The organism is Lunatibacter salilacus, from assembly GCF_009797935.1.
GTDB lineage: Bacteria > Bacteroidota > Bacteroidia > Cytophagales > Cyclobacteriaceae > Lunatibacter > Lunatibacter salilacus.
The window spans coordinates 126,439-139,944 of record NZ_VOLC01000015.1; the positions used below are offsets into that span (position 1 = coordinate 126,439).

Annotated in this window: 12 protein-coding genes; 2 read left to right on the forward strand and 10 right to left on the reverse strand. The window is 45.2% G+C overall.

What is annotated here, in order from left to right; genetic code table 11:
- Nucleotides 1-2: 2 nt before the first annotated feature.
- From FQ608_RS19225 to FQ608_RS19255, 7 genes are all read right to left on the reverse strand, one after another.
- A complete protein-coding gene (locus FQ608_RS19225; RefSeq protein ID WP_158860115.1) occupies nucleotides 3-434 on the reverse strand; it encodes a phage tail protein in 432 nt (143 codons plus the stop codon).
- Between the two features lie 27 nt (nucleotides 435-461).
- Nucleotides 462-2,495, reverse strand: coding sequence for a phage tail sheath C-terminal domain-containing protein (locus FQ608_RS27555; RefSeq protein ID WP_158860116.1), 2,034 nt, complete (start codon nucleotides 2,493-2,495; stop codon nucleotides 462-464).
- A gap of 15 nt (nucleotides 2,496-2,510) precedes the next feature.
- Nucleotides 2,511-3,971 (reverse strand): phage tail sheath family protein, encoded by a 1,461-nt coding sequence (locus FQ608_RS19235; RefSeq protein WP_158860117.1) that lies wholly within the window; start codon nucleotides 3,969-3,971, stop codon nucleotides 2,511-2,513.
- 29 nt (nucleotides 3,972-4,000) lie between these two features.
- On the reverse strand, nucleotides 4,001-4,618 hold the full coding sequence (locus FQ608_RS19240; RefSeq protein ID WP_158860118.1) for a hypothetical protein: 618 nt from the start codon (nucleotides 4,616-4,618) through the stop codon (nucleotides 4,001-4,003).
- Nucleotides 4,619-4,620: 2 nt separating this feature from the next.
- The gene (locus tag FQ608_RS19245; protein WP_158860119.1) at nucleotides 4,621-5,211 is read right to left on the reverse strand and encodes a DUF4255 domain-containing protein; all 591 of its coding nucleotides are present in this window, start codon (nucleotides 5,209-5,211) and stop codon (nucleotides 4,621-4,623) included.
- Nucleotides 5,212-5,702: 491 nt separating this feature from the next.
- Entirely contained in the window at nucleotides 5,703-7,886 is a 2,184-nt protein-coding gene (locus FQ608_RS19250; RefSeq protein ID WP_158860120.1) for a polysaccharide lyase family 8 super-sandwich domain-containing protein, read from the reverse strand.
- Nucleotides 7,887-7,942: 56 nt separating this feature from the next.
- Nucleotides 7,943-8,170, reverse strand: coding sequence for an MbtH family protein (locus FQ608_RS19255; protein WP_158860121.1), 228 nt, complete (start codon nucleotides 8,168-8,170; stop codon nucleotides 7,943-7,945).
- A gap of 187 nt (nucleotides 8,171-8,357) precedes the next feature.
- Between FQ608_RS19255 and FQ608_RS19260 the strand changes: the two genes are divergently transcribed.
- Both FQ608_RS19260 and FQ608_RS19265 read left to right on the forward strand, forming a co-directional pair.
- Complete coding sequence (locus tag FQ608_RS19260; RefSeq protein WP_158860122.1) at nucleotides 8,358-8,786, forward strand: DsrE family protein; 429 nt, start codon at nucleotides 8,358-8,360, stop codon at nucleotides 8,784-8,786.
- Between the two features lie 52 nt (nucleotides 8,787-8,838).
- On the forward strand, nucleotides 8,839-9,105 hold the full coding sequence (locus tag FQ608_RS19265) for a hypothetical protein (protein WP_158860123.1): 267 nt from the start codon (nucleotides 8,839-8,841) through the stop codon (nucleotides 9,103-9,105).
- A gap of 6 nt (nucleotides 9,106-9,111) precedes the next feature.
- On the opposite strand, the gene FQ608_RS19270 is transcribed toward FQ608_RS19265, so the two are convergent.
- The 3 genes from FQ608_RS19270 to FQ608_RS19280 form a co-directional block, all read right to left on the reverse strand.
- On the reverse strand, nucleotides 9,112-11,073 hold the full coding sequence (locus FQ608_RS19270) for a right-handed parallel beta-helix repeat-containing protein (protein WP_158860124.1): 1,962 nt from the start codon (nucleotides 11,071-11,073) through the stop codon (nucleotides 9,112-9,114).
- 153 nt (nucleotides 11,074-11,226) lie between these two features.
- Nucleotides 11,227-11,910 carry a MarC family protein gene (locus tag FQ608_RS19275; RefSeq protein WP_158860125.1) on the reverse strand — a complete coding sequence of 228 codons (684 nt, stop codon included), beginning with the start codon at nucleotides 11,908-11,910 and terminating at the stop codon, nucleotides 11,227-11,229.
- A gap of 647 nt (nucleotides 11,911-12,557) precedes the next feature.
- Nucleotides 12,558-13,109, reverse strand: coding sequence for a DUF2911 domain-containing protein (locus FQ608_RS19280; RefSeq protein ID WP_158860126.1), 552 nt, complete (start codon nucleotides 13,107-13,109; stop codon nucleotides 12,558-12,560).
- Between the last annotated feature and the right edge of the window lie 397 nt (nucleotides 13,110-13,506).

The following is a 13,506-nucleotide window of genomic DNA, read 5'->3' on the forward strand; positions in this document are numbered from 1 at the left end:
AATCAATCATTTTGGATAACAAGCCCTTCGTGGACCAACTCAACGCTCTCTATGGCCACCTCATTTCCATCTGCTTTTAGATCCGTTGATTGGACCTTTGTCGGCCACGCATTTTTGACCTTCCAAATGATGACAGGCTCATGGTTCTCATTCAGCAAACTAATCGTGACATCCCGCCTTTCTATGGTGTTTAGGGCAACGGAGTTCCACCAGACATAAAATTCATTGTCCCCCTGGAATGTTCCGCGTTTTAGCGTAATGTTGCTGAATTTCTGCATCCCGGGCATTTTTGTTTTTACATATTCAGGACTAGAGCCATCCCGGTATTCGATCACCTCAGTTTCGACATCCAGTCCGGATACTTCACTGAAACCTAAGTTTGCGCCACCCCATTCAACCTGAAAATGGAATTTTGGAAGAGGATAATTTGCCATAATTTTATTTGTTTAGTATAATTTTTTTTAAGATTCCTGCATTTTGTGGCTGAACCGAAGTATAATAAATTCCGCAGGTCGGACTGCCGCCATCCCAATTTCCACAATCAACCTGCCCTCCAGGATGTCTTGGGCAGTCATGGTTTCATTAAGTCCTACTTTAACGAAAAAAGCTTCCTTGGCAGTCGAACCTGCCAAGGCACCCTGTCTCCATTGCAGCGTGAGAAAATTTTCAATCATAGCCCTGATTCTCACCCAGGTATTGGCATCATTGCTTTCAAAAACGAAAGGTTCTGTTGCCTTTTTCGTTGACATCTCTACATATGTGAAGAACCTTCTCACATTGATATACCTCCATTCATTGTCATTTCCCGCTAGGGTCCTGGCGCCCCATACCAAAATACCTTTTCCGGTAAAGGCTCTGATGGCATTGATGGATTTCCCCGATGAATGGATATTCAGGGAACCCTGTTCCTGATCGGTTAATTTTATAGTCGGGGCAAGCACATTCCTCAGTCCGACATTTGCAGGTGCCTTCCAGACACCACGGGTTCGATCGGTAAATGCATAAATTCCGGCCATGGCTCCCGAAGGAGGTATGGTACACATAAACTTGGTTACTCTTTCATGTACAGCTTTAAAAAATGGGTGCTGCACAAAAAGTTGTTTTTCTGAGAGCTGCGAAAGCAAAACCTGATTACGGACAAGGGAAATAAATGCTTCTGATATTGTATCGAACACTGACTGAAATTCAGTGGATCTGGCAGCAGCCTGAGCTGTTAGGGAAATAGAAAGCGTTCCGCCGTTGGAGTAATCTATTCCATTGGGGTTAATATCAACCAATGCCTCTCCTCCTATCCAATCCGCTGAATCAAGAATGGAATAATCAGCTTCCACATCAGCAACTGTTCTTGCATTTGCAATAGAATTCATCACATCGGGATTTTTTTCGAAGGCTATTAGGTTGCTCAATTCGGTCTGTAGCCCGCTGTCTCCCTCCAATCGTAGAAGTGATTGTGTGAGCTCGGTAGAGTTACCGCCATCCTCTACCAAGTCTTGGAAGGCCAATGCCATCTGACGCACAAAATTCATCATGGCTATAAATGCAGGCCTTGTTATTCCAGCAGTGTTACCTGCAAGAACTGCGTTTCTCAATGTAATTAATTGCACGTGCAACTGAGTGTAATTCAATCTGTTTACACTAACTTCTGAGATTTTATCATAAATCCTATCTTCTTCGGCAATCCAAGCCCTCAGTGAAGTCAATAATCCATCTGTGACAGCAACTCCGCTCATAGTATCCAACGAGGCATCCGGGATTGGGTCAGGTACAGTTTGATTGTCTACAAAATTCAGTTGTGTGAAATGGATGGGTTTGGAATAGGAAGTTAGCAGCCAAGGATAATACGCAGCTGCATAATTCAGATTTTGCGTTCCGAGTGCGTCCCTGAACTCATCCACCGGGCCAGGAAGTTCCTGAAATCCCTGAAGTAAATCCAAAATGACGACCCTGTCCTGTAGTTTGGCACATTGGGCAATCATATCCTGATGAAGGGTTCCTGCCAAAGCATAATCAGGTCCTCCCAAATTGTTCCTTAAACCCACCAGGTCAGGGGCAACAAGTATGGTAGGTTCAGCTATCTTTTCAAGACTCCTTAGTCCGCCACGTAAGCCCGTTGTCAGGTCACCATATGTTATCTCACTTTCATAATCTCCTACAGAAACAATGTAACATGGACCGCCCCCGTTGTCAAAATAAAGCCTTAAAGCATCAAACAGGTAAAATCTGAAGCCTTCATCTGTGTGGATATTCAGAATGCTGAAATTGGAAGGATCTACCCCAACTGTATAACTAGTAGGAATATATTCACCTCCAAACAACTCTTTATATTCCAAAAGTGAGGTAAGGCGGACCGGTCTGTTGACAAGTGGATTTCCATTTGGATCTACTATCCGTTCAGTAAACCCAATAAATGCCGGCAGACCTGTTGCAACAGCTGCGACAGAAGGGGGAAAGAGGGGTGTCTCTTCAATAAAAACTCCGGGTACTTTATAGTCCATAATGTTTTTATTGATTTAAGATTCCTGCATTTTATGACTATACCGAAGAATAATGAACTCAGCAGGCCGTACAACTGCCATGCCTATCTCTACAATCATTCTGCCTTCCAATATATCGAGGGCAGTCATGGTTTGGCCAAGTCCAACCCTCACATAAAATGCATGTTCAGGTTTTGCTCCGGCCAAAGCACCTGCCCGCCACTGCAGGCTCAAAAAGTTTTCTATCATGGCCCTAACCCTTACCCATGTATTGGCGTCATTGGGTTCAAAGACAAATGGCTCAGTAGCTTTTTTTGTAGACTCTTCCACCATAATGAAAAACCTTCGGACATTGACATATCTCCATTCATTGCTATTGCCTGCCAAAGTCCTCGCACCCCAAACCAAAACTCCCTTTCCTGTAAATGACCGGATGGCATTAATGGATTTACCGGTTGTATGGACATTCAGGTCTTCTTGGTCCGAATCATCAATCACCACAACTGGCCGTCTCACCCTTCTTAAACTGAAATTTGCCGGAGCTTTCCAAACTCCCCGTGTCCCATCTATTGACGCATATACACCAGCTACAGCACTGCTGGGTGGTAGGATTACCGGCATTGCGGCAATACTGCCTCTTATCTGATGGTATAAGCCATTTGCCTGGTGATAGAGTGACCGGGATTCCTCGGCAGCATCGGCCGGATTTAGAATACGTAGAAATGAATTTGCCGGGAGTGCACCTGAAGCCAATGTTCCGCTTACAGCCAATGTCCCTTCATCATAATTAAAATTGAGGGAGGTCTCCAAATGGGGGTAATAGGCAGCGCCATAATCCAGAAAATTGTTTCCAATGAGCGATCGGAATCCGAAAGTAGCATCATCAATTACATCGTTGGCAGCATCACTGCTATCTGTAAAATCCAAATTGCCATTGAGAACATCACAAATAGTGAATCGGTCAGCAAGCTGGCTACATTGGGCCAAAGCAGCCTGATATATGTCATAATATTCACCGGGTGTTGCTAATAGGTGCGCATCGGGAAAAACCAATAGGGTAGGCTCATCTTCTTTGGAAACGGCATTTAACCCATCTTCGAAATCTTCAAATGATGCAGTTTCAGTATCCGCACCAAGAGAAACTATATAACAGGGCCCGCCACCGTTTGAAAAATACATTTGCATGGCATAATATAAACGGTAAAGCAAGGTAGGTGCGACAGGCTGAGTAGAAACTGAATCAATGCCTGAACCATTAGTGGCTACTGCTGCGGTAAAGGTTTCCAATCTGGCTCCAAAAATAGATTCATATTCCACTAGTGAAGTTATTCGAATAGGCTGATTTACGATGGAATCCCCGTTTCGGGACGTAATCCTGGTATACCCAAGAAATGCAGGAATGGCTGTGGCAACCTGGGCCACGGACGGTGGGAAAGATGGAATCTCATTAATATAAACTCCAGGGGTTCTAATTGCGGATTCATTGATTTGTGCCATTGGATTGTAGTTTTATGATTTGATATTTTTCAGTTATTTAATTGAATGGTGAACAGATGTTCATGCTCATTTCCATTGGCTGTGGTAAAGAATAACAACTGGTCTGTTACATTGGTATAAAGCCTATGGGTACTTGAACCCTCAGTGACAATGTCAATTACACCAAAATAACCACTTATATTGACTGGTATAGTCTCCCAGGATCCAGGATTTCCAGGTCGGAAAAATCTCCTGGGTTCCCTGTCTTCCACCTCACCCAAATCTGCTCCGGAAAGATCCATGGAATCAGCAGAGGATCGTAGATTGATGCGAAACCGGTATAAATTTTCCCCTCCATGTGAATCAGGAATATTGGTTTGTACAAGCAGTCTATCCTTGACACTGAAAAGAAACCTTGCTTGGAGGATATCCGGTAAGCGGAAGTAAGGGGAATCCATTTCCTCGTTTATCCGAATTATACACAATAGCATATCCTGTCTGGTCCTGAAGAGAATTTCCTGATTTTTGAATAATAGTCTGGTAAGTCTGTCGGGTTCAATGGTCAAAAAATTGGTCAATAATCCCCCGTTTTCTGCGGAATTTGGAAAAGCCGGATGGGTAAACCGGACAGAAAACAATTTTTCATATTTATAAATGACATGGTCCATCCCTAAGCATCCAATTTGTTGTAACGGGTATCCACTATTTTCACCAGGTTTATTTCTGCCCCTTCTTCCACATTGTCTATATATAGCAGTCTCATTTTATATACCACAGATGGAATATATTTTCCTCCCATTATACCCCAAAGCTGGTTTAATTCTTCAAAACTTGTAGAATATAGATCGAATATGATTCTGTCCAAATTAAATTCTGTTAAATTGGGAATATCTGCGATGGTGAAAATAGAATGTCTTTGGAAGAAGGTCAATACTTGGGAAATTCTTTGAAGCCCAATGGCATACTGGTCTTTATTGGCACCAATAATTAAATACACATTTAGATATATACCTGGGTTTCTCGCCACACCATTTGGTAATCCTGCATTGTTGAATATTTGCCTATTGGCAGGGGTATTCCTTAATGTACTTTCCTGCTGTATATTGATGATTGATACGACTACCCGATCAGAAAAACTATCCCCGACTCCTTCTTGATAGGTGTCCAGCATTGAAAGATTACCGAGCACTACATCTGGTTCTGTTGTTCCAATATGTTCGTTTAGCAGATTGACAACACTAATTAATACCTGGTCAATCATTTAGAAAGATTTAAGTATATGGAAATTTCTTTAACTGAGTACTTTATCACGAATAAGATTGGGAGCGTCGGATATAATTAATTAGAAAAAATCACAGCTTCGCCTCCTCATTCCCAGACAAAAGAACTGATAAAATTTTTATAAATTTACTTTTTTGAGAGATGGGCGGCAATACCCAAGCTTGGGTATATTTGGGTAAAAATGGAAAAAAATATAGGTCGGAAAATAGGGAGAAAGGTAGGGGGTTGGTTTAAAAGTATCCTCCCCTTTAAGCAAAACCATTCAATTCCAAAACCATAGTCTTTTTGACTAAAAGGCAGAAAAATAAAAGTCGCGAAATTGGGAGGACGGTATCTGCAATCCTGATTTAGGTTGGGGGGATTTCAAATCCCCGGAATCTGGGTTCGCCATTGCAAATGCCGAACAGCGGTTAGGGCGATTTCAAATCCCCCGTATCTGGGTTCGCCATTGCAAATTTTCAACAGCTTTAACTAATGTCCCGACCGCAAACCCACTGTCACAGACTTACCCGCATACACCCCTTGGGGCAAGGTAATCAGAAGCCGTGTGGTATTCTTGTTTCTGTCCCAATCCGCCTTTACCTCGTTGGATGTTCCTTCATACTGGCCTGGCACATGGATTACAAAACTCTCCCGTGATCGCAACGGATCGGCGACTGTTAGAGATTGAATGGACTTTCCGTCCTTGCTGATCAGCAAAATCCCCGGCTGGTCTACCGTCAATATGGATCCATCTGCCATAGAAAGGGATCCTCCTTCATAAAATACCGCTTGGGTTTGTTCCAATCCAGGATGGTGGACCGCCTGGAGGTTTTGCTTATTGGCTAATATGCGAAGGCCGGACTGTGGGAAGGAAGCAAGTTCTTCGGGGCTGGTTCTCGGAGCAACCACATAGGCATACCCGGCATCCTGCGGGCGAATTCCATGATCAAAATAGGCGGTAAGGACTTTCTTCTGGATTTCTTCGGTTGAGACATTCTTTTGATCTGTAATAGCTGCCCAGCTTCCGCGTTCTATCTGGTTTTTGACAGTCAATGTAGGACCTTCCGGAAACCAATAACCTACGCCGTCATGAAACAGCCATTCCAAGTTTTTCAGTTCATGTTCACCCTCGGCCAGCTGCCGGGAGGATGCCCCCTGTTGTTGTACCTGAATCGGGCCGCGAAGCAGTACTTGATCCACCGTACTGGCCACCGGATACGGCTTTTCGGAGGCTATTCCGGCACCCAGACATACATACACCCGGTCAAAGAAAAACCAGCCTTTTTTCGCCTTTGTGCCATCGTGAGGGCTAATGAAGTCAAATCCTACCGCCCCAAAATATCCGTCTTCAGCAGCTCCCACAAAGCCCGTGAGGCCGTCCAGTTGAATATTATCCGGACTGTGCAATTCGGGTTTTTGTAGGATTGTGGTTCCAGAAATCTTCTGCCAATCGTAAACAGGCCAAATGTCTTGGTATTCATTGCCTTTCAATTGCAGGTAATTGGTACCGTCAGCCCGGTGGTGTGTGGTTTTTCCGGGGCCGTTATAGGGCATTTCCATATTTCTGTTCCGAGTAGAGAACATGCGTACCGTGGTATAAAAATCAGGTCGCTGCAACACAAAATGTTCTGTTTGCCAGAAGAATTTAGCGAAAGCTCGGGTAGGGGAGACGTTACCTTTTCGGAGTTGGATAATTTCCTCCAACTCCTCCTTCCGGTAATCGGTGCTGCGTAAAAGCCGTTCTATCTCAACAACATCCTTTGGCTGGAAAGTGGACCGATTCGAAATGGATCTGTTTTTTACGCTTATATCTTCGTAAATCCCATAGACCAATTGCTTATAAACTCCATCCAGGTAATAGTCCACCAACTGATTGATCCTATCCCGGTCAAACGCATAAGAGGTTCCGGCCACGTAATCCGCCCATTCACCGAAGGCATTGGCATACTTGCCGTATCCGTAGGAAGTGGTATTGTTAACCCTGTCCACACGGTGGTGAAAGCTGTAGTCATGTTGCATTCCCCTTTCCCCAGTTGCGAATTTGATTTCATTGGCAATGATGGAGATAACCCCGTCAAAGGCTTCTTTGTCTCTAATGAACAACAGGTTTTTTGCTAAAATACCGGCGATTACGATACGATCCCCACTTGGCCGTGCTCCCGAAGCCTCCATGTGGGCACGCCCAATCATGGGCTGGGCATTTTGCACCAATTCCTTCGGCAGTTCATCCCCAATCAACAACATTAGATTCACCAGATTTGTGGGGGTAGAGATTTGGTTGTCATGCCAGTTGTCGCCAACGAAATCATGGGTTACCCAATATTCAAGGGATAAAATAATCTTTTCCTTTATCGCCGGATCCTGATAATAGGGGGACGAAGGAATGGCAAAGGCTTTGGCCAGATAGACCAAATTGGCTGTGTGGTGCCGGTGCGGAAATCCGGCCGTTCTACTCAGGTCTTGGTAATCGATATGCGGGTACGAACCATCCGGGTCCATCTGGTTCAAGATATTTTTTACCTGATCTTCAGATATCTCTGTATTTAGCAAGTCGGCTACGACGCGTTTCCGGATGGTATCCAATTCGTTGCCAAGGCTGGTATAGGATTGGAGCAACAGAAAAAAAATGATTGAACGTGTAAGGTATTTGATGCCTGTTGACGGTATTCGCATAGTAACGTTATTTTGGGTTGGTAATTGGGGTTTTCGAGGATGGGTTAGGGCTAATTTTATTTTCCTTGCTGTTGATGTCTTTCCATTTCTTCCATTTTTCCCCGAAGGGAAAGCGGTCGCATGTCGGTCCATACTTCTTCGATGTAATCCAGGCATTCCTGCTTACGGCCTTCTTTTCCGACTGCCTTCCAGCCCAGGGGAAGTTCACGGTCTACCGGCCAGATGCTGTATTGTTCTTCGTGGTTGACCACCACCTGAAATTGCGTATTATCGTCTTCCCACATCGATTCGGTTTTTGGGTTGTACCGTTAAATGTACGTATAATTCCAACTTTTGCAAACCTTTCTTTTGTGGCCTGTTTGTTCCTCATCTTCGACGCCTGGTAAAGGTATTCAAGCGGAAAATGGAGGAGCAGGTAACCGCAAAAAAATAAAAAATAAACGTATATTCGGGCAAATCAGAAAAAAAGCCATGAAACCAATCGTACGTTTAGTTTTGCTCGTATTTTTCCTCGGAAGTCCACTGGTACTTGCGGCCCAGGTAGTGGACGAGGAGGTACACCGTGTCGTTTTCCAGGTCACCAAAGGAGAAACCGCTGACCAGGAGCAGGTTATCGGCCAACTCAACAACATCCTGCGTGCCTTGCCGAATGCGGAAATTGAGGTTATCTGTCACGGAACAGCGCTTCCGCTGGTGCTGCAGGCTAAGAGCGAGGTCAAGGAGGGCATTACAGACTTGCTTACGCGTGGGGTGGTTTTTGCCGCCTGTGAAAACACCATGCGCAGGGCTAAAGCAAGTAAGGAAGACCTGATTCCCGGAGTGATTACCGTTCCGTCCGGACTCGCAGAAATCATCATCCGACAGGAGCAAGGCTGGGCCTATATCAAGGCTGGTAATTGAACGCCTGAGATTACTAGGGAAGGTGTTTCTTCCCATGTATGTTGGGAGAAACATGGCTTCTTCGAAGGAGCAGAAAACATCTCATTATATTGTCCCTAGCTCTAAGGACGCCATCCTTGACGAGGGCTCCTACAGCGAAAGTAAGTTATATCAGATCCGGGGTGTGAAGATTTCTGAAGCGAAAGCCTATCAAGAAAGATTGAACCCGTATACCCAAGGTTTGCCGGAGGAGGTGAATGCTGCGTTTACGAAATGCTACCTCGAGTTTTTCACCCTGTTTTTGAAACACGTCGATAAAATCAGACAGAACGTATTATAGCTACCCCTATCTGTACCAATTCCGGTCTTCTAGGCCCCTTGGACCATATACGGGAGGGGTATCACCTGTTTCCAGGGCCCCCAAATCCGGAGCCTTTCCCGTATAGTGATCGTTAATATTGGGAATCACGGTGCCTTTATCCACTGCTTTTCCAGTTGGATTTAAGGTGAAATTCAGATCTTCTGCATGGTAAATACCGTGGGGGTCTTCGGGATCAGGAGCAGTTAATTCGTTGAATACGGTGTAATCCAGTATTACTCCGTTCGCCTCCAATCCGCTGGCGGCGTGTAAAGCTTCCAGTGAGGAAAAACGTTGCACATCCCCGCTGTTTAACTCGTAATCATATACCTTATTATCCGCTGGCCCAAGGTAAAGGAAATGATTTTCAGTATCGGGGTTAGGCCGGTACCCATTATAATCTGAGGTAGAATAAGCCGTTGCAAATGGAAATGCATTTACTGGCCTTCCGGAAACGTTGGTACCCATAAAAAGGTTGTTCCTGAAATGGGCATTTGAGAAGGTCTGGGAATTCCTGTTTTCTGCAATGATGGTATTGTGGTAAACTACCAGACCTGCAGGTTTGGACATGAATTTAAGTGCAAATCCGTTGGGTATGTGGTAGACAACATTCCGGATAAAATAGGCCGGACCGCCAATGACCGGCTGCGCACTCAGCGCGCACTGTCCTGAATTGACCCCCCGGTTTCTCATGATCCGTATGTTATGCACCCCACCGTCTGCTTCTATGAAGTCATCTACCATCAGGTGCAGGTCATTATTGTAAATATCAATGGAAACAGCCTTTAGACCCTGCGATTCTTCCGGTGTACCGTACGTCGAAACATTGATGCCGTCGTGAAAAAAAGCCACGGCATTGTGGCAGATTACATGTCCTGAACCGTAGACTTTAATGCCCATGTAACTCTTTAAAGGACTGGGGGGATAGGGATCCGGATTGGCCCAGCCTACCAGATGGTTTCGTGGATCCCTTCCTAAAATCACGTTATCGGCAATGTAGAAGTCCCTTGATCCAGCAAATTCCGAAATCAGTCCCAAACCAACCTCTTCCATTCGGCAATTACGGATCGTAAGGTTGCTGGCTCCGACAACCCCTTTCGTGCCGGCCGAAAACACGATGTCCGTATTCCTGAATGTGAGATTCTCAAAAATATGGTGTTGCGTGCCCATTACATCAAATAGCCGGTGGGCACCATTTCCGTCGAAAATGGCTGCTCCATCTCCCGCGCCACGAATGACAATGGGTTTCTCTTCAGAGGCTTTGACATTCAGAAGGTAGGTCCCGTCAAATGGAATCCCGTGGGGGTCAACATAGTCCAGTAAGTCGGCTTTATAGGTACCGGCATGAACCAGAATAACGTCTCCAGGTTGTACCGTTTTCTCGCTTACTACCGACCAGTCTCCCAGCCCGGACCCATAATAAGCCTTTTTTAGCCCCTCAAAGGCAGGCTGTATCTTTTCGCCTTTAAAACCAGGAGGATAAACATGAAGGGTACGTCCCTGTTCGTAAGCTTTCGGAACCGTTCGGGTTTTGACTTCTACTTCCTTAATGGAAGTTCCTGACACGCCATCCGGATCCGAAAGTTCAAAACGACAGGCATATGTAGTTCCGGGTTCGAGGTCAAGAATGCTTCCTGCGAACTGGTGAGGCACCGTATATTCCAACTGTTCGGCTTCACGGAAGATCTTTTCGCCCCCGATTCGAAGTAGGGGCATTCCCGGCAGCCATTCCGAACTGCCCATTTTGCGGTAGCTTACCTCCACTTCTGCGTTGCGGTTTTCGTCACCGGTAATTTTCCATTCGAATCCCAGGTTCAGGAGGGTAGGAGGTTCGACAATAAACTCACCCGAGATGACTGCATCCTGTGCGCTTAGTATTGAAAAACTGGCAAAAAAAAGAAGAAACAAGGGGAATTTCGTGCCGGCATGGCTGCATATTTTGGGTTTCATGGCTGACTGTTTTTAACGAAAGATAATTACTTTTCCTGAGATGAACATCCTGGCGGGAACCTAAACCCGATTCTCTTAAGGTAGACCAAGCAGTATTGCAGCAATGGCTTGAACCCAGCAGCGAAATATCCGAAAATAACATCCTAATTAGTCCTAGCTTTCCGCTTTCTCTCCCGTTTCTACAGCCGAATCTCCCTCCATCCAATTCGGAAAGACTTCACCTAACCCTTCTACCATAAATTGAACGGCAATTGCTGCGACGATGAGTCCAAATAACCTGGTAAATCCTGCAAAAACAATATCATCGACTCTCTCCTCTAGCAGATAGGAGTAGCTGAAAACGATAAAAAGTAAGAAGTAACATACGAGCAATACACCGGATAGACCGACGTAGGTGGTGGGAGTAGTAGCGGTAAAACTGTACAAAAGTACCGTGGTCAATGAACCCGGCCCCGCCAGCATCGGAATGGCCAGCGGAACCATCACCTTTTCAAACCGTAGCTTCGCCAATTTCAAATCCGTTTCCGCTTCCTCCTTAACTTCCTCCAATTTGGTCGCCGACCCCTGTATCATCGATAAAGCGGTAAAAAGCAGCAGAAATCCGCCTGCAATTTTAAACACTTCTATATCAATGCTAAAAAAGCTTAAGATGTATTTTCCAAGAATTAAAAATATGAGTAAGATAAAGACCGAGGTTCCTGTGACCATCGCTGCCACTTCCCTTCGGACTTTCGGCGTCGCATCGCCCGTCAATTCATACCAGACCGGAATTAAGCCTATCGGGTTTACCATTGCCAACATGGCTGCCAGAAAGTTTAGATTCAAGCTCCAATCCATAGCTATTTTTAGGTGATTTTAACCATTTCAAATCAAGCAGGATGCATGCCAAACTTACTTCCAAGTAATGAACTTTAACAAGAGCCAGTGCAGGTTCATTGCTTTCCCCGACCAGAAAACGCTCAATCCATCCCTACCCACATGGGTAGCAGAAGGAGAAGTGAGGATAAGGACCGAAATTTCGCCCAGGTCTTCCCTAATTTTTCACTTATAATAAATAAATTAGCAGCCTGTCCTGCTATTGCCAGGACGCAAGGGCCGTTGAATTACTTCGGGAATCAAAAAGAAAATTCGATGCACTTCAGGATTTTTATCGGGTCGATCTGTGGATCTATGCATCCACCCATTTTGCTGAAAAGATAGTCACGATAGACCGTAGGCAAACATGGGTTTCCTACGAATTCTCAAACATGGAATTTGATCAGGATCTTCCCTATAGCACCTTTCAATTCGATACACGTAATTTTCAGGGGGTGGTTTTCGATGAACGGGAATGAGAGGCGAATCCTACCAAGGTAATTGAAACAATTCCCGAAAAGAATAGCTCCCCTAGCCCCCTCCTGTTTTCTGGAAGGGGAGAAAAAGGAGTGAAATATTCAACACGCTTTAGTTACATAAGGCTGTTATTAGCAACTTAAAGTAACGCATTATTGCAAGGCTACCGGCACGGTTAACAAAACATCGTCCCAGCTAAAGGCAATCGTCGCACCGGTGTTGGCAGAGCGGATGTCTATGGTAAAGGTTTCCACCACGGAATCGGTTTTCTGGACCGGAGCCTGAACGGTCAGCAGGTCCAATGCGTAATCCGGTTGCGCTGCACCAAAGAATACACTGGTTTCACTGTTGAGTCGAACCTCAAATGCATCCGCTCCGGGCACCGCGTACATGCGGTAGGTTCCCGCCTCTACCGGCTTACCGCCAAAGGTTACGTCCTGGTTAAAGGTGATTTCCGTTGCCGCATTGGCACCCAGCCGCCAGTATTGCCCATAAGGCTGCAGGGCACCGGAACTTTCTTCTCCAAAGATAAGCCGGCCTTTTTTGGAGGGTTGGCTGTAGTCAATGTTGATTTCCAGTCCGCTCTGACTGTAGGAAGCCGTGGCCGGAGGACTTACCGGCGTGGCGAAAAACATGCCATACACTACCCAGATAATAAAAATCAGTAGGATGATTCCGGTGCCAATTAATATATTTTTTTTCATGTGTTTATAATTGTTTTTTAATGGCCACATGGAATCTCGCAATAATAATCATCCCTCCGTGCGTCGCCTGCGTCATGCTCGATTTCATCTCCTTATCATTGTTTTTTAATGGTCAGACCTGACTGCCCTCAGGCAGGTGGAATCTTGCATGGCAAATAATCAACCCAATGTGTGACTTTCTCGTCATGCTCGATTTCATGGTTTTGTAATTTAATTCCGGATAAAGGTACGAAATAAAAGGTAGAGGAGTACCGATTTTCCGGGTACAAATGTAATGAGAAAGTAATTTGATGGCGTTTCCTTATCCTAATCGAAAAATAACATAAAGGAGGTATGGGCAGCAATATGATGTAGGAGGGATGTAGGCGACGATGATTTGCCAAAGATGGCTAGACCA